Annotated in this window: 26 protein-coding genes; 8 read left to right on the top strand and 18 right to left on the bottom strand. The window is 72.1% G+C overall.

The features are described from left to right. Positions 1-2: 2 nt before the first annotated feature. From ICC28_RS14440 to ICC28_RS14430, 3 genes are all read right to left on the bottom strand, one after another. The gene (locus tag ICC28_RS14440) at positions 3-1,439 is read right to left on the bottom strand and encodes an aldehyde dehydrogenase family protein (RefSeq protein ID WP_188288932.1); all 1,437 of its coding nucleotides are present in this window, start codon (positions 1,437-1,439) and stop codon (positions 3-5) included. 280 nt (positions 1,440-1,719) lie between these two features. Beyond that, the gene (locus ICC28_RS14435; RefSeq protein WP_188288931.1) at positions 1,720-2,766 is read right to left on the bottom strand and encodes a LacI family DNA-binding transcriptional regulator; all 1,047 of its coding nucleotides are present in this window, start codon (positions 2,764-2,766) and stop codon (positions 1,720-1,722) included. Between the two features lie 300 nt (positions 2,767-3,066). After that, positions 3,067-3,729: a TetR/AcrR family transcriptional regulator gene (locus ICC28_RS14430; protein ID WP_223188827.1), complete on the bottom strand. Its 663-nt coding sequence runs from the start codon at positions 3,727-3,729 to the stop codon at positions 3,067-3,069. Positions 3,730-3,847: 118 nt separating this feature from the next. Between ICC28_RS14430 and ICC28_RS14425 the strand changes: the two genes are divergently transcribed. Further along, entirely contained in the window at positions 3,848-4,411 is a 564-nt protein-coding gene (locus ICC28_RS14425) for an NAD(P)H-dependent oxidoreductase (RefSeq protein ID WP_188288929.1), read from the top strand. 57 nt (positions 4,412-4,468) lie between these two features. Here ICC28_RS14425 and ICC28_RS14420 read toward each other — a convergent pair whose 3' ends face one another. After that, positions 4,469-5,374, bottom strand: coding sequence for a LysR family transcriptional regulator (locus ICC28_RS14420; RefSeq protein WP_188288928.1), 906 nt, complete (start codon positions 5,372-5,374; stop codon positions 4,469-4,471). A 114-nt stretch (positions 5,375-5,488) separates the two neighbouring features. Between ICC28_RS14420 and ICC28_RS14415 the strand changes: the two genes are divergently transcribed. After that, on the top strand, positions 5,489-5,710 hold the full coding sequence (locus ICC28_RS14415; protein WP_188288927.1) for a hypothetical protein: 222 nt from the start codon (positions 5,489-5,491) through the stop codon (positions 5,708-5,710). A gap of 135 nt (positions 5,711-5,845) precedes the next feature. Further along, on the top strand, positions 5,846-6,844 hold the full coding sequence (locus ICC28_RS14410; protein WP_188288926.1) for an FkbM family methyltransferase: 999 nt from the start codon (positions 5,846-5,848) through the stop codon (positions 6,842-6,844). Positions 6,845-7,010: 166 nt separating this feature from the next. Here ICC28_RS14410 and ICC28_RS14405 read toward each other — a convergent pair whose 3' ends face one another. Beyond that, positions 7,011-7,364, bottom strand: coding sequence for a hypothetical protein (locus tag ICC28_RS14405; protein ID WP_188288925.1), 354 nt, complete (start codon positions 7,362-7,364; stop codon positions 7,011-7,013). A gap of 191 nt (positions 7,365-7,555) precedes the next feature. Here ICC28_RS14405 and ICC28_RS14400 point away from each other — a divergent pair, with 191 nt between their 5' ends. After that, entirely contained in the window at positions 7,556-8,026 is a 471-nt protein-coding gene (locus ICC28_RS14400) for a MarR family winged helix-turn-helix transcriptional regulator (protein ID WP_188288924.1), read from the top strand. Between the two features lies 1 nt (position 8,027). Here the strand turns inward: ICC28_RS14400 and ICC28_RS14395 are convergent, their stop codons facing one another. The 3 genes from ICC28_RS14395 to ICC28_RS14385 form a co-directional block, all read right to left on the bottom strand. Next, entirely contained in the window at positions 8,028-8,882 is an 855-nt protein-coding gene (locus tag ICC28_RS14395) for a fructosamine kinase family protein (protein ID WP_188288923.1), read from the bottom strand. 32 nt (positions 8,883-8,914) lie between these two features. Continuing rightward, on the bottom strand, positions 8,915-9,049 hold the full coding sequence (locus tag ICC28_RS41105) for a hypothetical protein (RefSeq protein ID WP_262928470.1): 135 nt from the start codon (positions 9,047-9,049) through the stop codon (positions 8,915-8,917). A 291-nt stretch (positions 9,050-9,340) separates the two neighbouring features. Then, positions 9,341-10,228 (bottom strand): LysR family transcriptional regulator, encoded by an 888-nt coding sequence (locus ICC28_RS14385; protein ID WP_188288922.1) that lies wholly within the window; start codon positions 10,226-10,228, stop codon positions 9,341-9,343. Between the two features lie 131 nt (positions 10,229-10,359). On the opposite strand from ICC28_RS14385, the gene ICC28_RS14380 reads away from it, so the two are divergent. Then, on the top strand, positions 10,360-10,833 hold the full coding sequence (locus ICC28_RS14380; protein ID WP_188288921.1) for a nuclear transport factor 2 family protein: 474 nt from the start codon (positions 10,360-10,362) through the stop codon (positions 10,831-10,833). A gap of 52 nt (positions 10,834-10,885) precedes the next feature. Next, positions 10,886-12,082: an NAD(P)/FAD-dependent oxidoreductase gene (locus ICC28_RS14375; RefSeq protein WP_188288920.1), complete on the top strand. Its 1,197-nt coding sequence runs from the start codon at positions 10,886-10,888 to the stop codon at positions 12,080-12,082. On the opposite strand, the gene ICC28_RS14370 is transcribed toward ICC28_RS14375, so the two are convergent. From ICC28_RS14370 to ICC28_RS14350, 5 genes are all read right to left on the bottom strand, one after another. Further along, positions 12,083-13,225, bottom strand: coding sequence for a winged helix DNA-binding domain-containing protein (locus tag ICC28_RS14370; protein WP_188288919.1), 1,143 nt, complete (start codon positions 13,223-13,225; stop codon positions 12,083-12,085). Next, a complete protein-coding gene (locus tag ICC28_RS14365) occupies positions 13,222-13,821 on the bottom strand; it encodes a 2'-5' RNA ligase family protein (protein WP_317454018.1) in 600 nt (199 codons plus the stop codon). The genes ICC28_RS14370 and ICC28_RS14365 overlap by 4 nt, the downstream gene beginning before the upstream one ends. 167 nt (positions 13,822-13,988) lie before the next feature. Beyond that, positions 13,989-14,369: a DUF2267 domain-containing protein gene (locus ICC28_RS14360; protein WP_223188865.1), complete on the bottom strand. Its 381-nt coding sequence runs from the start codon at positions 14,367-14,369 to the stop codon at positions 13,989-13,991. A gap of 113 nt (positions 14,370-14,482) precedes the next feature. Next, the gene (locus ICC28_RS14355; RefSeq protein ID WP_188288916.1) at positions 14,483-14,878 is read right to left on the bottom strand and encodes a DUF2267 domain-containing protein; all 396 of its coding nucleotides are present in this window, start codon (positions 14,876-14,878) and stop codon (positions 14,483-14,485) included. A 97-nt stretch (positions 14,879-14,975) separates the two neighbouring features. After that, entirely contained in the window at positions 14,976-15,407 is a 432-nt protein-coding gene (locus ICC28_RS14350; RefSeq protein ID WP_188288915.1) for an Hsp20/alpha crystallin family protein, read from the bottom strand. A 128-nt stretch (positions 15,408-15,535) separates the two neighbouring features. Between ICC28_RS14350 and ICC28_RS14345 the strand changes: the two genes are divergently transcribed. Together ICC28_RS14345 and ICC28_RS14340 are read left to right on the top strand one after the other, a co-directional pair. Next, the gene (locus ICC28_RS14345) at positions 15,536-16,186 is read left to right on the top strand and encodes a type III effector protein (RefSeq protein ID WP_188288914.1); all 651 of its coding nucleotides are present in this window, start codon (positions 15,536-15,538) and stop codon (positions 16,184-16,186) included. Between the two features lie 136 nt (positions 16,187-16,322). After that, positions 16,323-17,069, top strand: a complete 747-nt coding sequence (locus tag ICC28_RS14340) for a peptidase E (protein ID WP_317454017.1) — start codon at positions 16,323-16,325, stop codon at positions 17,067-17,069. Positions 17,070-17,126: 57 nt separating this feature from the next. Here the strand turns inward: ICC28_RS14340 and ICC28_RS14335 are convergent, their stop codons facing one another. From ICC28_RS14335 to kdpA, 5 genes are all read right to left on the bottom strand, one after another. Next, complete coding sequence (locus ICC28_RS14335) at positions 17,127-17,864, bottom strand: VOC family protein (protein ID WP_188288913.1); 738 nt, start codon at positions 17,862-17,864, stop codon at positions 17,127-17,129. A 164-nt stretch (positions 17,865-18,028) separates the two neighbouring features. Continuing rightward, positions 18,029-18,712 (bottom strand): response regulator, encoded by a 684-nt coding sequence (locus tag ICC28_RS14330; RefSeq protein ID WP_188288912.1) that lies wholly within the window; start codon positions 18,710-18,712, stop codon positions 18,029-18,031. A 106-nt stretch (positions 18,713-18,818) separates the two neighbouring features. Further along, positions 18,819-19,433, bottom strand: coding sequence for a potassium-transporting ATPase subunit KdpC (gene kdpC / locus ICC28_RS14325; RefSeq protein WP_188288911.1), 615 nt, complete (start codon positions 19,431-19,433; stop codon positions 18,819-18,821). Positions 19,434-19,438: 5 nt separating this feature from the next. Beyond that, positions 19,439-21,568 carry a potassium-transporting ATPase subunit KdpB gene (kdpB, locus tag ICC28_RS14320; RefSeq protein ID WP_223188826.1) on the bottom strand — a complete coding sequence of 710 codons (2,130 nt, stop codon included), beginning with the start codon at positions 21,566-21,568 and terminating at the stop codon, positions 19,439-19,441. Next, positions 21,565-23,229 carry a potassium-transporting ATPase subunit KdpA gene (gene kdpA / locus ICC28_RS14315; RefSeq protein ID WP_188288910.1) on the bottom strand — a complete coding sequence of 555 codons (1,665 nt, stop codon included), beginning with the start codon at positions 23,227-23,229 and terminating at the stop codon, positions 21,565-21,567. The genes kdpB and kdpA overlap by 4 nt, the downstream gene beginning before the upstream one ends. Positions 23,230-23,237: the final 8 nt, after the last annotated feature.

The following is a 23,237-nucleotide window of genomic DNA, read 5'->3' as shown; positions in this document are numbered from 1 at the left end:
GGTCAGAACGGGTACGGCGCCACGTCCCCGCGCACGGTCGTCCAGCGCAGATCGGTGAAGGCCTCCAGGTTGGCCTCGCCGCCGAACCGGGCGCCGGTGCCGGAGGCCGCCGTACCGCCGAAGGGCGCCACGGCCTCGTCGTTCACCGTCTGGTCGTTGATGTGCACGATGCCGGTCGGAATGCGCTCGGCGAGGTCGAGGCCCCGGGCGGCGTCGCGGGTGACGATGCCCAGGGACAGGCCGTAGGGGCCGTCCGCGGCCAGGGCGGCGGCCTCGTCGACGGTCGCGAAGGAGCGTACGGGCGCCACCGGGCCGAAGACCTCCTCGGCGTAGGCGGGGGTGTCGTCGTCCACGCCGGCGAGGACCGTGGGCCGGTAGAAGAGCCGCTCGTGGGTGCCGCCCGCGGCCAGCTTGGCGCCGCCCGAGGTGCTGGCCTCGACCAGGCCGTGCACCTTGGCGAGCTGGGTGTCGTCGATGAGCGGACCGAGGTGGACCTGGTCGCGGTGCGGGTCGCCGACGGCGAGGGAGTCGGCCTTGGCGGCCAGGCGCTCGACGTACTGCTCGTACAGCGATCGGTGGACCAGGTGGCGGCCGGTCGTCATGCAGATCTGGCCCTGGTGGAAGAAGGAGCCCCAGGCGGCGGTGGAGATCACCGCGTCGATGTCGGCGTCCTCCATGACGATCAGGGCGGAGTTGCCGCCCAGTTCCAGGTGCGCGCGCTTGAGGTGGCGGCCGGCGGCCTCGCCGACGGCCCGGCCGGCGGCGGTGGAGCCGGTGAAGGAGATGACCGGCACCAGCGGGTCGGCGACCAGGGCCGCGCCGGTCTCCGCGCCGCCCGGCAGGATGTGCAGCAGGTTCTCGGGCAGTCCGGCCTCGGCGAAGACCGCGGCGAGGGAGAGTCCGCCGCAGACGGCGGTGCGCGGGTCGGGCTTGAGCACGACCGCGTTGCCGAGCGCGAGGGCGGGGGCGACGGAGCGGATGGAGAGGATCAGCGGGGCGTTGAACGGGGAGATCACGCCGACGACGCCGACGGGGACCCGGCGGGTGTACGACAGCCGGGGTGCCTCGCTGGGCAGGACGTGTCCGGCCGGGCGGGAGGCGAGGGCCGCGGCCTCGTAGCACTCCTGGGCGGCGACGTGCAGTTCGAAGTCGGCCTTGCCGGGGATGGAGCCCGACTCGCGGACCAGCCACTCGCGCAGTTCGTCCGCGTGCGCGGCGAACAGGTCGCCGGCCCTGCGCAGGACCCCGGCGCGCACGAAGTGCGGCAGGCGCGCCCACTCGGCCTGGGCGGCGCGGGCGGCGTCCGCGGCCGGTGCGACGTCCTCGGCGGCGGCGAGCGTGACCGTCGCGAGCGCCTCGCCGGTGGCGGGTTCGGTGACGGTGTGCTCGGGCCCGGCGAGGGGCCGGGGCTGCCAGGACTTGGGGTCGAGCAACGACATGACGGCTCTCCGTTCGGTCACCGCGGGACTCGCAGGGGGAGCGGAAGTCCCGTGTAGTTCGCCGCCGGTCCGGCGGGCGCGTGGCGGGATGCGGTGACCCGGCGCAGACGTGCGAGCCGCATCCGCTGGTCGAACGCACCCCCGTCTTGTTGAGCATGCAACATCTTAGTCATGTCATGCGGGAAACGGGCCGCTTGCCGCACAGGTTCCGGGCACGCGTCCGGCGTCGCCCGCGACCGCCCGCGGCCCGGAGAACAGCTCGGGACCGTCGGCGAGTTGATCAGCTGGAGTCGCGGTGCACCAGCGAGGCGCCGAGCGCCTCGTACGTCTCGGGCGCGGCCGCGGGGTCGCCCACCGCGCGGTCGACCAGTCCGGCGAGTTCGCGGCCGGACGGCAGTGCGATGTGGACCGTGCTGAGCCTCGGCCGCAACAGACGGCCGAGCATCAGGTCGTCGGCGCCGATGACGGCCGCGTCCTCGGGGATGCGGACGCCCTCGTCCTGAAGGGCGCGCATCAGCAGCATGGCGTACTCGTCGTTGTACGCGAACACGGCGTCGAGGCCGAGGTCGCGCCAACGCGCGGCAAGACGTGCGGCGGCATCCTCCTCGTAGGCGAGGGGCAGTTCGGTGACGGTGGCGTCCGTGCCGGACAGGGCGCGGCGCACGCCGGCGAGGCGGGGTGCGGAGAAGGCCTCCAGACCGGGCAGTTCGGGGACGACGACGCCGATGCGGCGGCGGCCGCGCTCGTACAGGTGGGTTCCCGCGCAGTGCCCGACGGCCGAGTGGTCCATGAGCAACGCGTGGGCGCCCTCGACCGATGCGGGCCCCATGGTGACCACGGCGCGGGCGCCGGACCGCTTGAGCACGGTGACCCCCTGCGGGCCGAGCCCGGAGCCGGGCACCAGGACGGCGACCGGGCGCAGTTCGGCCCATGCGCGGGCGGCCTCGTCGCCGTACAGGCCGACACTGCCGTACTGCACCACCGTGTAGTCCAGGCGGACCAGCGCGCCCTGGAGGTCGGCGACGAACTGGCTGTAGAGCGGGCCGACCGGGAAGGCGGGCGCGGGCATGAGGACCATACGGCTGTGCCCGGCGCGCAGGCTGCGGGCCGCCGCGTGCGGGACGTACCCCAACTCCTCGGCGGCCTCGTGCACTCGGCGCCGGGTGGGCTCGCTGATCCGTACGGCGCTGGTGTTGTTGAGCACGTAGGAGACGGTCGCGCGCGAGACGCCGGCCAGGCGGGCCACATCGGCGCTCGTGGGCACGGAGCGCGGTGCGGAGGACGCGGGGGCGGGCGTGTTCGGTATCTGCACCATGACGTACGGCATCTTGGCAGAGGCGCGGGGCGGGGGTCCGGGCGGGGGCCGAAGGTACAAGACTCGACAAATGCATCCACCACACACGTCGGCGGGACCGGGGCGGCGACGCAAGGCTTCACGCACGCGTGGGGGCACTCGCGCCGACGGGACCGGGGCAGCAGCACAAGGCCACACGCACGCGTGCGAGCACACACGTCGGCAGGGCCGGGCGACGGCACAAGACCTCACGCACATGCGCGGACACCCGCGCCGACGGGACCGGGGCAGCAGCACAAGGCCACACGCCCGCGTGGGGGCACGCATGCCGGCTCAGCCCGGCGGCTCCGTGCGGGTCACGCGTGCGACCAGGTCCAGCCAGCCTGCCTCGACCCGCTCCTGCGGCATCCCGCAGACCTTGGTGCGGTAGTGGATCATCGCGGGGTCCAGGTAGGCCATGAGCGTCAGGGCGAGGAGTTCACAGTCCGCGTCCGGGACGATCTGGCGCAGGAGCAGCAGGACGTGGCCGCGCAGGAAGCGGCGCGGGGTGTGGGAGAACCGGTGTTCCGCGCCGGGGTCGGCCGCCAGCTGGAGCTCCAGCTCGTCGGCCGAGCGGCGCAGCATGGCGCAGCCGAAGGCGCGCAGCCGCTCCAGCGGGGGCGCGCCGGGGCCCAGCGGGGGCGGGCCGCCGATAAACGCGGCCTGGAAGTTCTTCTCCGAGTGGTCGAGCAGGGCCGTGAGCAGGCCGGTGCGGTCGCCGAAGCGGCGGAAGACCGTCCCCTTGCCGACCGAGGCCGCCGCGGCCACCGCCTCCATCGTCACGCCGGCCGCACCGTGCTCGGCCACCAGCCGGGCCGCCGCCTCCAGCAGCCGTGCCCGGTTGCGGGCCGCGTCGGCGCGCAGGCACGGCTCGTCCCCGGCGGAACCGAGCTGCAGCAACTCGGGCTCGCCGGAGGGCTCGTGCGGCAGCGGCAGGGGCGGCAGGGAGGTGGACATGAAGCCAGCGTAAAGCATCGGGAATGAAACTGGACCGCGGTCCGGTTAGGGTGCTACAACGGTATCCGGACCGCGGTCCGCTTCTTGATCCTCTGCTTCAGTACCCCTGGGAGTCAGCATGTCTGTCCGCATCCTCGCGCTCGTCGGCAGCCTTCGCGCCGGTTCGCACAACCGCCAGCTCGCCGAGGCGGCCGTGAAGCTCGCCCCCGCGGGCTCCGAGGTCGTGCTCTTCGAGGGCCTGGCCGAGATCCCCTTCTACAACGAGGACGTCGACGTGGAGGGCAGCGTCCCGGCCGCCGCCGCCAAGCTGCGCGAGGCCGCCCAGAACTCCGACGCGTTCCTGCTGTTCTCCCCCGAGTACAACGGCACCATCCCGGCCGTACTGAAGAACGCCATCGACTGGCTGTCCCGCCCCTACGGCGCTGGTGCCTTCGGCGGCAAGCCCGTCGCCGTGGTCGGCACCGCCTTCGGCCAGTACGGCGGCGTCTGGGCACAGGACGACACCCGCAAGGCCGTGGGCATCGCCGGCGGCAAGGTGCTGGAGGACGTCAAGCTCTCCATCCCCGGCTCCGTGACCCGCTTCTCCGAGATCCACCCGGCCGACGACACCGAGGTCGCCGCCCAGCTGACGGAGGTCATCGCGCGGGTGTACGGCCACGCCGGCGAGGCCGCGGCCGCCTGACGCGTCCTTCGGCGAGCGGGGCGGGAACCGACACGGTTCCCGCCCCGCTTCCGTGCGTCAGGCCTCCGCCGTGGCCGCCAGCTCGCGCAGTTGCTCCAGGGCCGCCGCCACCGCCGGGCGGGTCCGGCAACCGCTGCGGGTGGCGCTGAGGATTCTGCGGTGGGGGTTGCCGGCGCAGCGGACCCGGGTGATCGGCAGGTCCGGGCTCAGCCGGGCCAGGCGGGGGATCAGGGCGACGCCCAGACGGTGGGCGATCAGATGGGCCGTGACATTCCAGTCCTTGGCGTGATGGATCACGTCGGGGGTGAAGCCCGCCGCCCCGCAGGCCGACATCACATGCGGACGGCAGGGGCTGTCCGGCACGGGCGCGATCCAGGCCTCCCGCGCCGCCTCCGCGAGGTCGACACGGGCGAGGCCGGCCAGCCGGTGGTCGTCGGGGACGACGAGATCGTACGGGTCGTCCAGCAGCGGCTGCTGGTCGAAGCGCGCGTCGCCGGGCGGCGGGTTGTGCGGGGTCACCTCCACCACGGCCAGGTCGATCTCCCCCTCGAAGAGCAGGTCGAAGCACTCCGGCACGCCCGACTCCCGGATCCGCACGGTCAGCCGCGGATGCCGCTCCGCCAGCCGTACCGCCATCGGCGGCAGCAGCAACGCCGCGGCCGTCTGAAAGCCGCTGACGCGCAGTTGGCCGGACGGGGCGCTGTACTCGGCGCGCAGATCGAGCTCGGCCTCCTCCCAACGGGCCTGGATGGCATCGGCGTGGGCCAGCAGACTCTCCGCGGCCGGGGTGAGCCGTACCCCTCTCCCTTGCGGTTCCAGCAGGTCGACGCCCAGGTCACGGGCGAGCTGACGGATCTGCTGGGAGGCGGCGGACGGGGTGAAGTGCAGGGCGCGGGCTGCCGCGGTGACCGTGCCGTAGTGGGCCACCGCCCGCAGGACGTGCAGTCGGCGCAGGTCAATCATGAAGCCCACGCTTCACGGTGATGTCCGCAAAGTCAACCTGGACGTGTACGGATGCCGCACCGCACCCTGGCAGTGTCGCGACGCCGAACCGACCACGACGCACGAGGAGTCGCCATGACGAGCACGACCGGCACCGCCTGCCCGTACTGCGGGTGGCCCGACGGCGCCGCGCCCTTCCAGGTGGTGTCCCGACACGGCACCGCGGCCGGCAGCACGGTCTGGACGCGGTGCGCCTGCGGCTCGTTGCAGGTCCGCGTGATCGCACCGGAGGGCACCCGCGTCGTCTCGCGCAGCCGTCCGCCCGCCATACCCCGGTCGAGCCCGGCGGGCCACTGAACGACCGGAGCCCTGACGCCGCACCCCGGCGACCGAACCGATCGCCGCGCGCACGCCAACTCCGACACGCCACCCGCCCGTTGCAAACCGTTCAAACCATCGATAACTCCCGGCCCACTCTGCGAGGGTGGGTGAATGCAGACCCTTTACCGACGACTCCTCCAGCTGGTGCCCCGGCTCGGCCTGCGGGTGACGGACCTCGGACCGGGGACCGCGGTGGTCTCCCGGCGCGGCGGGCGTGTGCGCACCCCGCTCGGGCCGGGGGCCGACCTGCTGACCCGGGACGACGGCCGGTACGCGGTGACCGGCGCGGGCAAGGACACCTGGGTCGTGCTGCGCGACAAGCCCGGCACGGCACCCGGCCCGTGGGAGAGCGTGCGGCTCGGCGACACCGGGGCGCGGCTCCTGCTCGGCGAGCGGGCCGCGGCCGACGAGCGCAAGTTCCAGATGGCGGCCGCCGAGTACCTGTGCACCCAGCACGTGACGGCGATGCTCGATCTGTACGGCGTGAACTGCGTCATCGACGTCGGCGCCAACCACGGCCAGTACGCCAAGCGGCTGCGCCGGCTCGGCTACACCGGCCGGATCGTCTCCTTCGAACCCACGGCCGAGGCCTTCGCCCGGCTGAGCAAGGCCGCCGAGCAGGACCCGGAATGGCAGGTGCACCACTGCGGGCTGGGCCGCGAGGACACCACCGCCGACATCCACGTCGGCTGGAACACGATGAACTCCCTGCTGCCCGCCAGTGACTACGGCCGCGGCCGCTACCAGCGCTTCCACACGACGCGCACGGAGCAGATCCGCATCCGGCGCCTGGACGGCGTACTGGAGGAGGCCCTCGACGGCCTCGCCGAGCCGCGCCCCTTCCTCAAGATGGACACCCAGGGCTACGACCTGGAGGTGTTCGCCGGCGGCGGCGAGCGCATCGCCGACTTCGTGGGCCTGCAGTCGGAGGTCGCCGTGCTGCGACTCTACGAGGGCAGCCCGGCGATGTCCGAGGCGATCGCCGCGTACGAGAACGGCGGCTTCGAGATCACCGGCATGTACCCGGTGACGCGCGAGGCGACGACGGGGCGCGTGGTGGAGTTCGACTGCGTGATGATGCGGGCGAAGGCGGCGCCGGGCGCGGACTGAACGGGCGGCCGGGGCGGCGACCGGGCCTGCGTGCCGGTCGGCCGCGAGGACGGGACCGTCGACCCCCGGCACCGTCGCCGGACCCGCGCAGGACCCTCCAGTCGTGAAGGGCAGGACCCGACGTGAGAGGCCCCTCCGGTCGCGTTCCGGAGAGTCCGCCTCCGGATCACCGGAACTCGTGGACGACCTCGATCGTGCCGACGATGTGCGCGTTGAACTCGTCGAGTTCCTCGGCCGGCACCCACAGCTCCAGGATCGTCTCGCCGCCCGCCTGCTGGACGGGGTACCGGCTCAGGAAGTCCGACTCGACCTCGAAGCGGGTCACGAATCCGGCGCCGTCGTGCTTGACGTTCCAGTCGCGGGCGATCCTGATCGCGTAGTCCTCGTTGAGCACGGGGTAGAAGATCGGCTGCTCGGGCAGGCGCGGCGGCCAGGCCCGCCACCGGAGTTCACGGACCAGGTCCAGCTCCTTGGGGCCGGTGGGACGCCAGAGGGTCGTGGTCGCGGGCCGGATGGTCATGGGATTCGCTCTCTGCGGGGCCGTCGGTCGCCGGAGTCGGCCGACGGGGAGAACGGGACGATACCGGCGGCGTGATCACCACGGCCACCCGATTGCATACTCATTGCATACGCCCTATAACCGCTCACGCCGACAATTTCATTCTTGGCTATCCTGGAGGCAGCCGTATCCGGACGGAGGAGGCAGGCCTCATGACCGCCACTGACCCCGCGCTCACCGCCCTCGCCCAGGGCTGGTGCGCGCTCTCCCTGCTGCACGGACGGATCGAGGCCCACATCGAACGCGCCCTCCAGACCGGCCACGGCCTCAGCGTGCGCGAGTACTCCCTGCTGGACGTCCTCAGCCGCCAGCACGACGGCGACGGCGGCCACCTGCAGATGAAACAGGTCGCCGACGCCGTCGTCCTCAGCCAGAGCGCCACCACCCGCCTGGTCACCCGCCTCGAAGACCGCGGCCTGCTCGCCCGCTACCTCTGCCCCACCGACCGCCGCGGCATCTACACCAACGTCACCGAAGCAGGCCTCACCCTCCTCGAAGAAGCCCGCCCCACCAACGAGACCGCCCTGCGCCAGGCCCTCGACGAAGCCGCGAACAACCCCGAACTCGCCCCCCTCGTCCGGGCGGTCGAGTCACTGAAGGCGCCCGAGGTGCTCGCCGGCTGAGTCAGCGGGACAGCGCCGAGCGGGCCGCCGCCAGGGCCTGTTCGGCGTAGCCGCGGCCGAAGAGGACCGCGTGGACCAGGAGCGGGAAGAGCTGGTGGAGGCCGATGCGGTCGGGCCATCCGTCGGCGAGGGGCGCCACCCGCTGATAGCCGTCCAGCACCTGCTCCAGGTGGGGGCAGCCGAAGAGGTGGAGCATCGCGAGGTCGGTCTCGCGGTGGCCGCCGTGGGCGGCCGGGTCGATCAGCCAGGCGTGGCCGTCGGCGCCCCACACGACGTTGCCGTTCCACAGGTCGCCGTGCAGGCGGGCGGGAGGCTCGGTGGGGCCCGCCAGGGCGGGCAGACGGGCGCAGAGCTCCTCGATCACCCCGGCCTCCGCGACAGCGACGGTGCCGTTGTCGACCGCTCGGCGCAGATACGGCAGCACCCGGTGCTCGACGTACCAGTGCGGCCAGTCCGGGCCGGGGGCGTTGCGCATCGGGGCGAGGCCGATGTAGGCCTCGCGCGGGCCGTCGGGGGGCGGGGCGCCGAACGCCGGTGCTCCGGCGGCGTGCAGGGCGGCCAGTTGGCGGCCGAACCGCTCCGCCGCGGCAGGGCCGGGCGGGCCGGACGGGACCCGTTCGGTCACCAGCCAGTGCGCGTCGTGCCCGTGGACGACGGGGACGCGGACCGTTCCGGCGGCGGCGAGCCAGCGCAGGCCCGCCGCCTCGGCCCGCGCGGCGCCTGCGCCCTCGCCGCGCTTGACCATCACCACCCGCCCGTCGCCGAGGGTGACTTCGGCGAGCGTGCCGGACAGGCGGCGCTCGGTGAGCACCGCCTGTCCGGTCAGACGCACCGCCGCCTGCGCTGCTTCGCTCATGGCGGCAGCGTAAGGGACGTCGGACCCCGGCCCTACGGGAGTTTGACGAACGGGGACAGGAACGCGCGGGCGCCCGGGGTGTCCAGGCGGTACACCACGTTGGTGGCGTAGCACGGGCTGTCGCCGGTGATCGTGGTGGCGGCCAGGACGTTCCTGCTGCCGATCACCGCGAAGTCGGGGCCGCCGGAATCGCCTTAGCAGGCACCGCCGTTGGCCTGGGGTGCGGTCATTCCGAGGCGGGCCCCAACGGGGTTGAGGGCGTTGAAGGTGACGGGTGCCTTCAGCGGGAGGGCGGTCGTTGTCGATGCTGTTCGTGACAGAGCTGAACTTCTTCCGGGTCCGGGCCGAATGCGTGCGTGGTCGACCCGGCCGTGACGAGGCGCGGCGCGGGTTCGCCCGCGGTCAGGCCGGCGCGTCCCTTGTCCGTCGTCCGTCGGGCAAGGCGGCCGGTGTCGCCGTCACATCGGGATCGGGCCGAGGTCGGCGGCCGTCCGGGCCAGTGTGCGGAGGATGGGACTGTCGGCGGTGGAGCGCCAGGTGAGGGCCCATTCGAGGGTGGGGGCGTCCTGGAGGGGCAGGAAGACGATGCCGGGGGGCCGGTTGTAGCGTGCGGCCAGTTCGCCCAGCGGGTGGACGCACTCCCCCGAGGCGACCAGCGACAGGATCTCGTGGAAGGTCCGCGCGGCGGGCCCGCGCCGAATACGGCGACCGAGCGGCGTACGGGTGGGGACCATGGACGCGACCCAGTACTCGGGGGCGTCGGGGCCGAGATCCACGACGTGGTGGTCGGCGAGGTCCTCCAGCGTCGCGGTGCCGCGCTCGGCCAGTGGATGGTCGGCGGCCACGGCCAGGACCCGGCCGCCGGTCAGCACGGTGGGGCCGACCGTGAGGTCCGGTTCGGCCACGGGCAGCCACAGCACGTGCGCGTCGTGCTCTCCGGTGCGCAGGGCGGTGAACGGGTCGCTGCCGCTGACCTCGCCGAACTGGATGTCACTGCCGGGGCAGCGGGCGCGGAACTCGTCGACCAGGGGGCGCAGTTGGTGTCCGGCGTGACCGAACACGCCCACCCGCAGGGTCTGTTTCGCCACTCCGGCCGCTTCGGCCCTGGCCAGTGCCTCCCTGAGCAGGTCGACGACCTGCTGCAGGTCCTCGCGCAGCCGCCGGCCGACCGGGGTCAGCGTCACCCGTCGGCTGGTGCGGTCGAACAGGGCCACGCCGAGGCGCCGTTCCTGTTTGGCGATGGCCTGGCTGACCCGGGCCTGGGACACATGGAGGCGTTCGGCGGTGCGGCCGAAGTGCAGTTCCTCCGCCAGGGTCAGGAAGATCTCTATCTCGCGCAGCTCCATGGATAACCCCCACCTTATGAACAGCCCCACGAACCTTACATTGTTCCGCCACTGACCTGCGGCGATGCTGGATCCATCACCACCGGACAGGCGGTAGCCGCCTGACAGACCCAGGGACGGGGAGGGACATCATGAACGTCATGCGGGCCGTCGCCGATCGCGTCGAGATCGCGGGGCTGGGCGCCGAACTCACCGACGCGGTGATGATGCGCGACTTCGACCGCGTCGTCGCGCTGTTCACACCCGACGGTGCTCTCCGCTGGCCGCACATCGGCAAGGAGTTCGTCGGCCGGGAGGAGATCCGCGCGGGGCTCGCATGGGGCCAGGGCCTCTGGGAGTTCTTCGTGCAGAACGTCCACCCGGGCGTCGTACGGCTCGACGGCGACACCGCGACCGGCCGGACGTACATCCACGAGTTCGGCCGGATGCACGACGGCAGTTCGCACCTGAACCACGCCCTGTACCACGAGCGTTACCGGCGCACCGCCGACGGCTGGCGGTTCGCCGAGCGGGTGTACGAGGTCCGGTACCTGGACTCCACTCCGCTCCCCGGCTCGGCACCCGGGCGGCTCGCCCCGCCCGTCTCGCCCGCCCGCACGGCCTGACCACACCTCGATTCGGCTTCACCACACATCCATACGACGGAGGAGATCAACCATGGCTGGAACCACCGAAGTTGTCGTGATCGGCGGCGGCTACGCCGGAGTGATGGCGGCCAACCGCCTGACGCAGCGCGACGACGTGACGGTGACGCTGGTCAACTCCCGTCCGGAGTTCGTCGAGCGGATCCGGCTGCACCAGCTGGCGGGCGGGACGCACGGGGCCGTCACCGACTACCGCTCGGTCCTCGGCGAGCGTGTCCGGCTGGTGGTCGACACCGTGACCCGGATCGACGCGACGGGACGCGGGATCGAGCTGGCGAGCGGCGCCAAGGTCGGCTACGACTACCTGATCTACGCCGTGGGCAGCGGCAGCGCCACCCCGAGCGTGCCCGGAGCGGCGGAGTTCGCCCACCCGATCGCCACCTTCGAGGAGGCGCAGCGGCTGCGGTCGGCCCTGGACGCCGCTCCCGCCGCGGCGGCCGTGACCGTCGTCGGAGGGGGTCCGACCGGTATCGAGACCGCCGCCGAACTGGCCGAGGCGGGCCGGGCCGTGACCCTGGTCTGCGGCCGGGTGCTCGGTCCGTATCTGCACCCGAAGGGCCGGAGTTCGGTCGCCAAGCGGCTGGCCGGCCTCGGTGTGACCGTGCTGGAGGGCCCCGGTGTCGAGGTCGTGGAGGTGACCCGGGACGCCGTGCGGCTCGGCGACGGTCGCGAGCTGCCGAGCGAGGTCACCGTCTGGACCGTCGGGTTCGGTGTGCCGGACCTGGCCGCCCGGAGCGGGCTGAGCACCGATGCCATCGGCCGCCTGATCACCGACGAGACGCTGACGAGCGTGGACGACGAGCGCATCGTCGCGGCCGGTGACTCCGCGGCGCCGTCGGACATGCCGTACCGGATGAGCTGCCAGGCCGCGGGTCCGCTGGGCGCGCACGCCGCCGACACGGTGCTCGGCCGGATCGCGGGTGAGCGGCCCGAGCCGTTCGACATGGGGTTCGCCGGCCAGTGCCTCAGCCTGGGCCGCGGGACCGGTCTCTTCCAGTTCGCCCACAAGGACGACACCGCGAAGAAGCTCAGTGTCGGCGGCTGGACCGGCGCGAAGGTGAAGGAGCTCGTGTGCAAGCTCACCGTCAAGCAGCTGACGAGTGAGGCACGCAAGCCCGGCTCCCACACCTGGGTCAAGGGCGAGAAGGGCCGTGCGCTGCTGCGGGCCCAGCACCGCGAGCAGTCGGCCGGCTCCGCGCCCGTCGCCTGATCAGTGGGCGGGCAGCAGGCGGACCTCGGCCTCGGGGAGCTTGGCCCACCAGTTGCGGTACCGGCTGTAGACGGCCTCCTCGCGATCGGCGAGGAGCGCCGTCAGGGCCTGTGCCTCGGCGGTGAGCCCGTCCCAGGCGGCGGGCGGCAGCGGGTGGAAGGCGGTGGCCTCGATGCCGCCTTCCACCGGCCGCCACACGCCGGCGACGTGGCCGTCGACGAGCAGGGTGGGCAGCACGTCGCCGTTGTTCCGGATGACCAGGGGACGGTAGGCGGGCGGGATCACCCGGCTGCGGTCGGCGTAGGCCAGCAGGATGCTGTCCCACATGGCCATGAGGCGGGGCGGGGCGGGGGTGTCCGCGGGCGGCCGGGAAGCGCCCGGGAGGTCGAACAGGGTGGTGCCGTCCGGGCCTTGGAGCTGTTCGACGACGCCGTCCAGGGCCTTCAGGGCCGCGCGTACGGGCGCCCGCTGCACCATGGCGAACTGCGCCACGTCGGCGACCGAGGCGGGTCCGAAGCCGGACAGGTAACGCAGGATCAGCGCCCGCAGGGCCTCCGGGTCCATCGTCCGTCCGGTGGGTACGGGACCGGTGCCGGCCGCGACGAAGGACGGCCGGACGCCGAACGACCAGGGTCCGCCGGTCGGCGCGTGGTGCAGCGGTGCATAGGCCTTCAGCCCCCACCACGCCCCGTCCCTCTTCTCGGCGCCCACCCGCTCCTCGATCCACGCCTGCATCTCGGCTCCGGTCCGTCGCTGCTCCGCGAAGGCCAGCAGACCGGGCACCAGCTGCTGAGCGTCCGCGGGTGTCAGACCCGCGTCGGCGAAGCGGTAGCCGAGGCGGGAGCCGTACAGCGTCGGCTGCATCGCCGTACGGAAGACGGGATAGTCGTCGGCGTGCACGGCGTGCAGGGTGATCCGCATCAGGGTCGCCTTGACCACCGACCGCCCGGCGAACGCGGCGTCCACCTCGTCCGGCGCGAAGCCGGCGAGCCGGTTCCACAGCGCGAGGTACGGCGAGGCCGGATGCTGGGCCTGGAGTGCCACCACCCGCCGCACTCCCTCCGCGACGGTCATCGGCTCCCGGGCCAGCAGGAGTTGGCGACCGAGCGTGGCACGGTTGAGTTCGAGCGCACTGATCTTCATGGCAGGGGATTCTGCCGTGCCGCGGCCGGTACGGGCCTGCGTCGACCCGGGCGACCGAGCGGGTATGCGGTGCGGTCCCGCCAGCGTTCGCCGTCCCAGACGACGAGCCGGACCGCGTCCACGTGGCAGCGCAGCGGCAGCACGGGCGCGATGTCGGCCTCCAGCGCGTCGTAGGCCGCGTCCTGGGTCGCCGGGCCCTCGTGGTTCGCGATCGTCAGATGAGGGTCGAGTCCGGCACCGAACAGGCCTCGGTACGGCCGGAGTTCGGGCCAGCGTCGAGTGAGGTCGGCGGTCAGCGCCTTGACCGGGTCGTGCGGCCGCGGGTCGAGGTACAGCACGCCGGGATAGCGGCCGAAGGCGGCGAAGGTGAGGGTGAACGCCTCGTGCCGGGCGAAGAGGCCGGTGAGTGCACGCCGGGCCGGGGCGTCCAGGCGGCTCTCGTGCAGGAACGGGTAGAGCACCGTCACGTGGGCGGGGAATCCCGCCCGGACCAGTGCGTCGGCCTCCGGGATGTTGATGGTGAGCGCCGTGTCGCCGGGTATGTCCGGCCATCGGTCCGTCTCTGCGCCGTCGGCCCTGCTGTCGTCTGCGATCACCACGCCGCATGATCACAGGCGGGACGCGCCGTGGGCAAGGGGGTGACCGCGCGAGAGCGTCCCTCGTCACGGGGAACGCGCCGTTCGCCCGTGGTGTCCCTCGGCTCGGGGCGGGCAGTGACGCGGGGGTCGTCAGGCTGCCCGCCCCGGGTGCGTGGGTCGTCGTCCTAGGCGGCGGGGGTGAGTTCGGCCTGGCCGAACAGCAGGGCGTAGCCGCTGGGGAGTTGGTGGAGGATGCGGGTGGTCAGCTCGGGGCCGGCGTGGGCGGCGACGGCGGAGAAGACAGAGCCGGTGTCCCAGCGCGTGGTGGCGAGGGAGGCGCCGCTTCGGGCGGCGAGATCCTTGACGAAGGCCCAGCCGGTCAGCGGCTGGGGGTCGGGGATCTGTGCGGTCAGCACGCGTGCGGCTTCCAGGGGCAGGCGGGCGGCCAGGTCGACGCGTTCGTCGCCGGTCAGCTGGCGGCCCAGTCCGGCGAGAACCAGGCGCACGACTTCGTCGGCTCTCTCGCGGGTGGGGTAGGCGCCCTCGTAGCGGACCTTCTCCAGCATCTGCTGGTACGCCGTCCCGTACGACTGCTGGGACGGTGCGTGCCGGTCGGAGATCACTGGGGTGATTGCCTTTCTTGCTGTGGCCGGTGTTGGGGTACCGGTGTGCGGGATGGTCAGGTGGGCTGGGGGCGGCCGAAGAGCAGGTCGTAGCCGGCGGGGAGCTGGAGCAGGATCTGGTCCAGCAGGTCTTCGCCGACCGCGTCCGCGACGGTGGACAGCACGGCGCTGACGTCCCAGGCCGCGGTCCGGTCGGTGGCGCCCTCGATCCAGGCGGCGGTCGCGCGCACGAACCGCTCCGGGGACAACGGCTCGGCGCTCTGCAGCGGGTTGAGCAGGATCAGGGCGAACTCCTCGGGCAGGTGTGCCGCCAACTGGGCGCGGACGTCGCCGACCAGGTGGGCGCCGAGGAGGGCGAGGACCACACGGGCCGCGCGCCCGGCTTCCTCCGGGGTGTCGTACTTACCGCGTTCCTGGACATGGCCGAGGAACGCCTCGTGTCGCAGAGTCATTTCGGCCCCACCGCCTCTTCTTCGGACCGCCGACGGGGTGCGGAGGGCGGGGAAGGGGGAGAACAGGTGCCCGCCCTCCGCACGCGTCCGGCCGGTGTCAGCCGGAGATCTCCTTGCGGGTGGATCCGACGCCGATGGAGACCTTGCGGGGCTTGGCGCGCTCCGCGATCGGGATGCGCAGGGTGAGTACGCCTGCGTCGTAGTCGGCCTGGATGTGCTCGGTGTCGAGCGTGTCGGCGAGCACGAGCTGGCGGGAGAAGGCGCCCAGTGGCCGCTCGGACAGCTCCATCTGGACGTCGTCGGCCTTCGCCAGCGGCCGCCGCTCGGCCTTGACGGTGAGCATGTTCCGCTCGACGTCGATGTCGATCGCGTCCGGGGTGACGCCCGGGAGGTCGAAGGCCACCACGTACTCGTCGCCCTCACGGTAGGCGTCCATCGGCATGGCCGACGGGCGGGACCAGGTGCCGGGGCCCATCAGCTGCTGCGCCAGCCGGTCCAGCTCACGGAAGGGGTCGGTGCGCATCAACATCGTGAAAACACCTCCAGCAGGTTCGGGCGGTTGCTGCCAATGCGCTTCACTGACACCGTTGTAACATGTCATCCAATGGATGACAAACATGATGTCGTCGAAACGATGACAGACCGAGGGAGGTGCCCGTGACCGCAGCCGATGAACCGTCCGTGACCAGCACGAACGTCCACGGTCCGCCGTCGTTCCTGGCCGCAGCGGCGGCCCTCAACGCCATCGACGACGCCCTGAGAGACGCCCAGCAGGAGTCCCCGGACACCCCCGACACCCCGGACACCTCCGATGCGCCCGGTCCCGGCCCGGAGCAGGCACTGGCCTCCCTGTTGCTGCTACGACAGGTCCGCGAGCGGCTCGCCGGCTGGGAGACCGGCCTGATCGAGACCGCCCGCGACGCGGGTGCCAGCTGGGCCGACCTCGCCCATCCTCTCGGCGTCGCCAGCCGCCAGGCCGCCGAGCGCCGCTATCTGCGCGGCCGCCCCGGCCCGGCCGGTACCACCGGCGAACAACGTGTCCAGGCCACCCGCGAGCGCCGAGCCGCCGAACGCACCACCGCCGCCTGGGCCCGCCGCAACGCGGCCGACCTGCGCCGCATCGCCGGCCAGATCGCCGCCCTCACCGACCTGCCCGCTCCGGCCCGCCGCCCGCTCAGCCAGCTCCACGCGGCCCTCGCCCACGACGACCCCGCCGAGCTCCTGAGCCCCCTTGAGGCCACCCGCCCCCACCTGACCACCACCCACCCCGACCTCGCCGCACAACTCGACAGCCTCACCCCGCCGTGAGCGCACCCGGGCAGGATGGTGGCCTCCGAACCCGGCTTCGCCGCCCGGTCCACCAGGAGCCACGACGGTCACGGCCCGGGGCGAGCAGGCAAGGCACCGTCCACCGCCCGACGTTCAGCACGGAGGAGCAGAACCAGTGGTCCCCCTTCCCGAGCACCGCCTGGCTCTCCTCGGCGGCGGTTTCTCCACCGACGACGACGGCCTGCTGGACGACTGGGTCCTCGGGCATGCGCGTACGTCCCGGCCCAAGGTCTGCTTCGTGCCCACGGCCAGCGGCGACGCGCCCGCCTACGTCGAGAGGTTCCTCGCCGCGTTCACGCGCCGCCGCTCCTGCGATCCCGGTGTTCTGCCACTCTTCCGCAGGGAACTCGACGACACCGCGCTGCGTACGTTCCTGCTCGCGCAGGACGTCGTGTACGTGGGGGGCGGCAACACCGCGAACATGCTGGCGGTGTGGCGTGCGCACGGAGTGGACCGGCTGCTGCGCGAGGCCTACGACCGCGGCACCCTGCTGTGCGGGATCAGCGCCGGGGCCAACTGCTGGGCCGAGGGCTCGCTCACGGACTCCTACGGGCCGCTGACCTCCCTGTCCGACGGCCTGGGCCTGCTGTCCGGCTCGGTCTGCCCGCACTACGACAGCGAACCGGGCCGCCGCCCCGCCTACCGCGCGGCCGTGGAATCCGGGGCGCTTCCCGCCGGATGGGCTCTGGACGACGGCGTCGGGGCCCTGTTCACCGACGGCCGCCTGACGGAGACGGTCGCCCGCGCTTCACGGGCCGACCTGTACCGGGTCGACCACGACGGGGAACGGGCCGTACCGTGTCGCCGGCTGACCGCGGACGCCGGACCGACCTGTGCCCCTCTCCGTCCGGCTCGCCCGTGAACGCGACCGCCCGCAGGGGGCGTCGAGAACGCACCCGGTATGAATCGCGGCGCAAGGTCAGCGAGGAGTGAGGAGGCAGAACTCGTTGCCCTCCGGGTCGGCCAGGACCTTCCAGTGGATCTCGGACTCGTCGAACTCGGGGTCGGTGGCGCCCAGCGCGCGCAGTCGGGCCGCCTCTGCTTCCAGGTCGTCACCGGGGTAGGGGCAGATGTCGAGGTGGACGCGGTTCCACACGCTCTTCGGGTCGGGGGTGCGGACGAACTCCAGATAGGGGCCGACGCCCTTGGCGGAGCGCATGGTCGCGTGGTCGTCGGCGACCTCGTGCAGCGTCCAGTCCATCGCCTCGTCCCAGAACCGGGCCATGGCTCGGGGGTCGGCGCAGTCGACCACCACGGCGGCGATCGGCCCGGTGTCCCGGTAGATCGGGCGGGGCTCCAGGACGCAGAACTCGTTGCCCTCCGGGTCGGCCAGGACCGTCCAGGGGACGTCGCCCTGCCCCACGTCGGCGGGCGTCGCGCCGAGATCCTTCAGACGCGCGACCAACTCCGTCTGATGGGCGGTCGAGGTGGTGGCCAGATCGAGGTGCACCCGGTTCTTCACCGTCTTGGGTTCCGGGCGGGCGACGAGATCGATGCAGACGGCCGCGGGGTCGGGGTAGGCGAAGCCCACGGGTTCGAGGTTGGTCACGCCGGGCCCCTCGCTGTCCACACCCCAACCCAGCGCCTCCGCCCAGAACCGGCCGAGCGCCGAGTCGTCGTGGGCCTTCATGTTGATCTGCACGAGTCTTGTCGCCATACCGAAGATGCTAGAAGCTGTCGCCACCCCAGGCCGAGTTGATTTTCCCTGGTCGAACGGTCAGCGGCAGGCATGCCGCACACGACCGTGGTCGCCGCCGCGGCCTGCACCCCCACGGCACCGGACCGCGCTCGGTACCACCGGCGGCCCTCCCGGGGTGGTGTTCACTCCTCGAAGCGGTAGCCCATGCCGGGTTCGGTGATGAGGTAGCGCGGGTGCGAGGGGTCCGCTTCGAGTTTGCGCCGCAGTTGGGCCATGTACACGCGCAGGTAGTTGGTCTTGCTGCTCCGCGCGGCTCCCCAGACCTCCTGGAGCAGACGCTTCTGCGTGACCAGGTGCCCGGGGCTGGTCACCAGGATCTCCAGCAGCTGCCACTCGGTGGGGGTCAGCCGGACGTCATGTCCGCGGCGCCGTACCCGTTTCGCGGCCAGGTCGACGGTGAAGTCGTCCGTCTCGACCAGGGTCCCTTCCGAGGTGGCGGGTCCGCTCTCGGTGCGGCGGACGGCCGCGCGCAGCCGGGCGAGCAGTTCGTCCATGCTGAAGGGTTTGGTGATGTAGTCGTCGGCGCCGGCGTCCAGTGCCGTGACCTTCTCCGCGGACGCCCGCCGGGCGGAGAGGACGAGGATCGGCACCCGGGTCCAGCCGCGCAGCGTCCTGATGATGTCGACGCCGTCCATGTCGGGCAGGCCCAGGTCGAGGACGACGACGTCGGGCCGGCGCATGGCCGCCAGCCGCAGGGCCGTGGCGCCGTTCGGGGAGGCGTCGACGCCGTAGTGGCGGGCCTGCAGGTTGATGACGAGCGCGCGGACGAGTTGGGGGTCGTCCTCGACGACCAGCACCCGGGTCATCGGTGTGCGCCTTTCGTGTCGTGCGCGAGGGTGGGGTGAGCGGCGGGAGCCGGCGGCGCGGACGGTTCTTCCCGGCCGTCGGCTCCCCTGCCGTGCGGTAAGGCCATCAGTTCTTCGCCGCGAGGGCCTTGAGGGCGATGTTCAACTCCAGCACGTTGACGTGCGGTTCGCCCAGGAAGCCGAGCGTGCGGCCCTCCGTGTGGTCGTCTACCAGCCGCTGGACCTGCGCGACGGTCAGGCCGTTGGCCTCGGCGACCCGCTTGACCTGGATGTCGGCGTAGTCGGGCGAGATGTCCGGGTCGATCGCGGAGGCCGAGCCGGTGACGGCGTCGGCGGGCACCTTGGATTCCGGTACGCCGTTGAAGGCGGCGACCTGCTTCCTGGCCGCCCCGACGGCCTTGACGAGCCTGGGGTCGCTCGCGCCCAGCTGGCTGGAGCCGGTGGACAGGGGGTCGTAGCCGCTGTGCGAGGGGCGGCCCTGGAACCACTTGGGGTCCGGGGTGTCGGTGCCCTTGAGGTTCCAGCTCTGGCCGACGAGCCGGGAGCCGACCTCCCTGCCGTCCGCCGTCACGAGGGAGCCGTTGGCCTGGTCGTGGAAGGCCAGTTGGCCGATGCCGGTGACGACGAGGGGGTAGGCGACGCCGGTCAGCACGGTGAGGACGAGCAGCATGCGCAGGGCGGCCCAGGCCGTGCGCCCGGTGGTCACTACGGAAGTGTTCATGTCCTTCAGCCGATCCCGGGGATGAGCGAGACGAGTACGTCGATGAGCTTGATGCCGAGGAAGGGCGCGACGAGGCCGCCCAGCCCGTAGACGGTGAGGTTGCGGCGGAGCATGCTGTCCGCGCTGCCCGGCCGGTACTGCACGCCCTTCAGGGACAGCGGCACCAGCGCGATGATGATCAGCGCGTTGAAGACGACCGCGGACAGGATCGCGGACTGGGGCGAGGACAGGTTCATGATGTTGAGCCGGTCCAGCGACGGGTAGGCCGCGGCGAACAGCGCCGGGATGATCGCGAAGTACTTGGCGACGTCGTTGGCGATGGAGAACGTCGTCAACGCGCCCCGGGTGATGAGGAGTTGTTTGCCGATCTCGACGATCTCGATCAGCTTGGTCGGGTCGGAGTCGAGGTCGACCATGTTGCCGGCCTCCTTGGCGGCCGACGTACCGGTGTTCATCGCGACGCCGACGTCCGCCTGGGCCAGTGCCGGGGCGTCGTTGGTGCCGTCGCCGGTCATCGCGACCAGCTTGCCGCCGGCCTGCTCCCGCTTGATCAGCGCCATCTTGTCCTCGGGCGTGGCCTCCGCGAGGAAGTCGTCGACGCCCGCCTCGTCCGCGATGGCCTTGGCGGTCAGCGGGTTGTCGCCCGTGATCATGATCGTCTTGATGCCCATGCGGCGCAGTTCCTCGAACCGTTCCCGCATGCCCTCCTTGACGACGTCCTTGAGGTGGATGACGCCCAGGACGCGGGCGCCCCTGTCGTCGGCGACGGCCACCAGCAGGGGCGTGCCGCCCGCCTCGGAGATCCGGTTCGCGATCCCGTCCGCGTCCTCGGCGACCGTGCCGCCCTGCTCGCGCACCCAGCCGACGACCGAACCGGCCGCGCCCTTGCGGATGCTGCGTCCGTCCACGTCCACGCCCGACATGCGGGTCTGGGCGGTGAACTCGATCCAGGTGGCGTGCGCCAGCTCGCCCTGGTGGCGTTCGCGCAGCCCGTACTTCTCCTTGGCGAGGACGACGATCGAGCGGCCCTCGGGGGTCTCGTCGGCCAGCGACGACAGTTGCGCGGCGTCGGCCACCTCGGTCTCGGTGGTGCCGCGCACCGGCACGAACTCGGCGGCCCGGCGGTTGCCGAGGGTGATGGTGCCGGTCTTGTCGAGCAGCAGGGTGGAGACGTCGCCGGCGGCCTCGACCGCGCGGCCGGACATGGCGAGCACGTTGCGCTGCACCAGCCGGTCCATGCCCGCGATGCCGATCGCGGACAGCAGCGCGCCGATGGTGGTCGGGATCAGACAGACCAGCAGGGCGACCAGGACGACCGTCGTCAGGTCGGTGCCCGCGTAGTCGGCGAACGGCGGCAGGGTGGCCACCGCGAGCAGGAAGACGACCGTCAGCGAGGCGAGCAGGATGTTCAGCGCGATCTCGTTGGGCGTCTTCTGCCGGGCCGCGCCCTCGACCAGGCTGATCATCCGGTCGATGAAGGTCTCACCCGGCTTTGTGGTGATCTTGATGACGATGCGGTCGGAGAGGACCTTCGTGCCGCCCGTCACGGCGCTGCGGTCGCCGCCGGACTCCCGGATGACGGGGGCGGATTCACCGGTGATCGCCGATTCGTCGACCGAGGCGACGCCCTCGACGACGTCGCCGTCGCCGGGGATGACGTCACCGGCCTCGCAGACGACCAGGTCACCGATCCTCAGCTCGGTGCCGGCGACCACGGTCCCGTCGACCCGGCGGGCCACCGTGTCGGTCTTGGCCTTGCGCAGGGTGTCCGCCTGCGCCTTTCCGCGGCCCTCGGCGACGGCCTCCGCCAGGTTGGCGAAGACCACGGTCAGCCACAGCCAGACGGCGATGGTCCAGCCGAACCGGTCGCCGGGGTCGGTGACGGCGAAGCCGGTGGTCAGGACGGACCCGATCCACACCACGAACATCACGGGGGACTTGACCATCACCCGCGGGTCGAGCTTGCGGAAGGCGTCCGGCAGCGACCTGACGAGCTGCCGGGGGTCGAACAGGCCCGCGCCGACACGCCCCTCGGGCGCCTTGTGCCCGGTCGGCGCGTCCTGGTGGGGCGCGAGGGTGGGAGTGGACATGGGGTCCCGCTTCTTCACGTCGGTGTGGTGGGTGTCGGTGGTCATGACGCCAGCCCCTCGGCGAGCGGTCCCAGCGCCAGGGCCGGGAAGAACGTCAGACCGGTGATGATCAGGATCGCGCCCACCAGCAGGCCGGTGAACAGCGGTTTCTCGGTGCGCAGGGTGCCCGCGGTGGCCGGTACCGGCTGCTGCCCGGCGAGCGAGCCGGCCAGCGCCAGCACGAACACCATCGGCAGGAAGCGGCCGAGCAGCATGCACAGGCCGAGCATCGTGTTGTGGTACTCGGTGTTCGCCCCGAAGCCCGCGAAGGCGGACCCGTTGTTGTTACTGGCGGAGGCGTAGGCGTAGAGCACCTCGGAGAAGCCGTGCGCGCCGGTGTTCGTCATCGAGGACTCGCCCTTGCCGAGCGCCATCGCCAGCGCGGTGCCGACCAGCACCAGGGTCGGGGTGACGAGGAGGTAGCAGGCGGCCAGCTTGATCTCGCGCGAGCCGATCTTCTTGCCCAGGTACTCGGGTGTGCGGCCGACCATCAGACCGGCGATGAACACCGCGATGACCGCCATGATCAGCATGCCGTAGAGGCCGGAGCCGACGCCGCCGGGCGCGATCTCGCCCAGCATCATGCCGAGCAGCAGCACACCGCCGGACAGGCCAGAGTAGGAGTCGTGGAAGGAGTTCACCGAGCCGGTCGAGGTCATGGTCGTGGAGACCGCGAACAGCGAGGAGTTGCCCTCGCCGAACCGCTGCTCCTTGCCCTCCATCGCGCCGCCCGCCAGTTGCGAGGCGGTGCCCGGGTGGGCGTACTCGATCCAGGTCACCGCGATCACGCCGAGGAACCAGATGGTGGCCATCGCGCCGACGATCGCGTAGCCCTGCCGGACCGAGCCGACCATCCTGCCGAAGGTGCGCGGCAGCGAGAACGGGATCACCAGCAGCAGGAAGATCTCCAGCAGGTTCGTGAAACCGCTCGGGTTCTCGAACGGGTGCGAGGAGTTGGCGTTGAAGTAGCCGCCTCCGTTGGTGCCCAGGTCCTTGATGGCCTCCTGGGAGGCGACCGCGCCCGGGCTGAGGGACTGCTGGTCCCCGGTCAGCGTGGTGACGGTGTGGATGTCGCCGAAGTTCTGGATCGCACCGCAGGCGATCAGCACCAGCGCCGCGACCACCGAGATCGGGATCAGGATCCGGACGACGCCGCGCACCAGGTCGGCCCAGAAGTTGCCCAGCTCACCGGTGCGGGAGCGGGCGAAGCCGCGGACGAGCGCGACGGCGACCGCGATGCCGACGGCGGCGGAGACGAAGTTCTGCACGGCCAGGCCCATGGTCTGGGTGACATGGCTCATGGCGGACTCGCCCGAGTACGACTGCCAGTTGGTGTTGGACACGAAGGAGGCGGCCGTGTTGAACGCCTGGTCCGGCGTGATCGGCGCGAAGCCCAGTGACAGCGGCAGCTTGTCCTGCACCCGCATCAGCAGACAGAGGAACAGCACGCCGACCGCGGAGAAGGCCAGCACCGCGCGCAGATAGGCCGGCCAGCGCATCTCGGCGTCCGGGTCGGCGCCGACGGAACGGTAGATCCACTTCTCGACCCGGAGGTGCTTGCGGGAGGAGAAGACGGCGGCCATGTAGTCACCGAAGGGGCGGTGCACGAGAGCGAGCGCGCCGATCAGCGCGGTCACCACGAGCATGTCAGCAAGTACGGGACTCATCTCGGGGC

The sequence above is a fragment of the Streptomyces sp. TRM68416 genome (assembly GCF_014596915.1).
Taxonomy (GTDB): domain Bacteria; phylum Actinomycetota; class Actinomycetes; order Streptomycetales; family Streptomycetaceae; genus Streptomyces.
The sequence above is the reverse complement of the archived record's forward strand: the minus strand, read 5'-3'. Positions and strand labels throughout refer to the sequence as shown.

Excerpts from the sequence above, each read along its gene's own strand:
- ICC28_RS14440 (WP_188288932.1), bottom strand. The coding sequence starts at position 1,439 with ATGTCGTTGCTCGACCCCAAGTCCTGGCAGCCCCGGCCCCTCGCCGGG.
- ICC28_RS14435 (WP_188288931.1), bottom strand. The coding sequence starts at position 2,766 with ATGCCGTACGTCATGGTGCAGATACCGAACACGCCCGCCCCCGCGTCC.
- ICC28_RS14430 (WP_223188827.1), bottom strand. The coding sequence starts at position 3,729 with ATGTCCACCTCCCTGCCGCCCCTGCCGCTGCCGCACGAGCCCTCCGGC.
- ICC28_RS14425 (WP_188288929.1), top strand. The coding sequence starts at position 3,848 with ATGTCTGTCCGCATCCTCGCGCTCGTCGGCAGCCTTCGCGCCGGTTCG.
- ICC28_RS14420 (WP_188288928.1), bottom strand. The coding sequence starts at position 5,374 with ATGATTGACCTGCGCCGACTGCACGTCCTGCGGGCGGTGGCCCACTAC.
- ICC28_RS14415 (WP_188288927.1), top strand. The coding sequence starts at position 5,489 with ATGACGAGCACGACCGGCACCGCCTGCCCGTACTGCGGGTGGCCCGAC.
- ICC28_RS14410 (WP_188288926.1), top strand. The coding sequence starts at position 5,846 with ATGCAGACCCTTTACCGACGACTCCTCCAGCTGGTGCCCCGGCTCGGC.
- ICC28_RS14405 (WP_188288925.1), bottom strand. The coding sequence starts at position 7,364 with ATGACCATCCGGCCCGCGACCACGACCCTCTGGCGTCCCACCGGCCCC.
- ICC28_RS14400 (WP_188288924.1), top strand. The coding sequence starts at position 7,556 with ATGACCGCCACTGACCCCGCGCTCACCGCCCTCGCCCAGGGCTGGTGC.
- ICC28_RS14395 (WP_188288923.1), bottom strand. The coding sequence starts at position 8,882 with ATGAGCGAAGCAGCGCAGGCGGCGGTGCGTCTGACCGGACAGGCGGTG.
- ICC28_RS14385 (WP_188288922.1), bottom strand. The coding sequence starts at position 10,228 with ATGGAGCTGCGCGAGATAGAGATCTTCCTGACCCTGGCGGAGGAACTG.
- ICC28_RS14380 (WP_188288921.1), top strand. The coding sequence starts at position 10,360 with ATGAACGTCATGCGGGCCGTCGCCGATCGCGTCGAGATCGCGGGGCTG.
- ICC28_RS14375 (WP_188288920.1), top strand. The coding sequence starts at position 10,886 with ATGGCTGGAACCACCGAAGTTGTCGTGATCGGCGGCGGCTACGCCGGA.
- ICC28_RS14370 (WP_188288919.1), bottom strand. The coding sequence starts at position 13,225 with ATGAAGATCAGTGCGCTCGAACTCAACCGTGCCACGCTCGGTCGCCAA.
- ICC28_RS14360 (WP_223188865.1), bottom strand. The coding sequence starts at position 14,369 with ATGCTGGAGAAGGTCCGCTACGAGGGCGCCTACCCCACCCGCGAGAGA.
- ICC28_RS14355 (WP_188288916.1), bottom strand. The coding sequence starts at position 14,878 with ATGACTCTGCGACACGAGGCGTTCCTCGGCCATGTCCAGGAACGCGGT.
- ICC28_RS14350 (WP_188288915.1), bottom strand. The coding sequence starts at position 15,407 with ATGTTGATGCGCACCGACCCCTTCCGTGAGCTGGACCGGCTGGCGCAG.
- ICC28_RS14335 (WP_188288913.1), bottom strand. The coding sequence starts at position 17,864 with ATGGCGACAAGACTCGTGCAGATCAACATGAAGGCCCACGACGACTCG.
- ICC28_RS14330 (WP_188288912.1), bottom strand. The coding sequence starts at position 18,712 with ATGACCCGGGTGCTGGTCGTCGAGGACGACCCCCAACTCGTCCGCGCG.
- kdpC (WP_188288911.1), bottom strand. The coding sequence starts at position 19,433 with ATGAACACTTCCGTAGTGACCACCGGGCGCACGGCCTGGGCCGCCCTG.
- kdpB (WP_223188826.1), bottom strand. The coding sequence starts at position 21,568 with ATGACCACCGACACCCACCACACCGACGTGAAGAAGCGGGACCCCATG.
- kdpA (WP_188288910.1), bottom strand. The coding sequence starts at position 23,229 with ATGAGTCCCGTACTTGCTGACATGCTCGTGGTGACCGCGCTGATCGGC.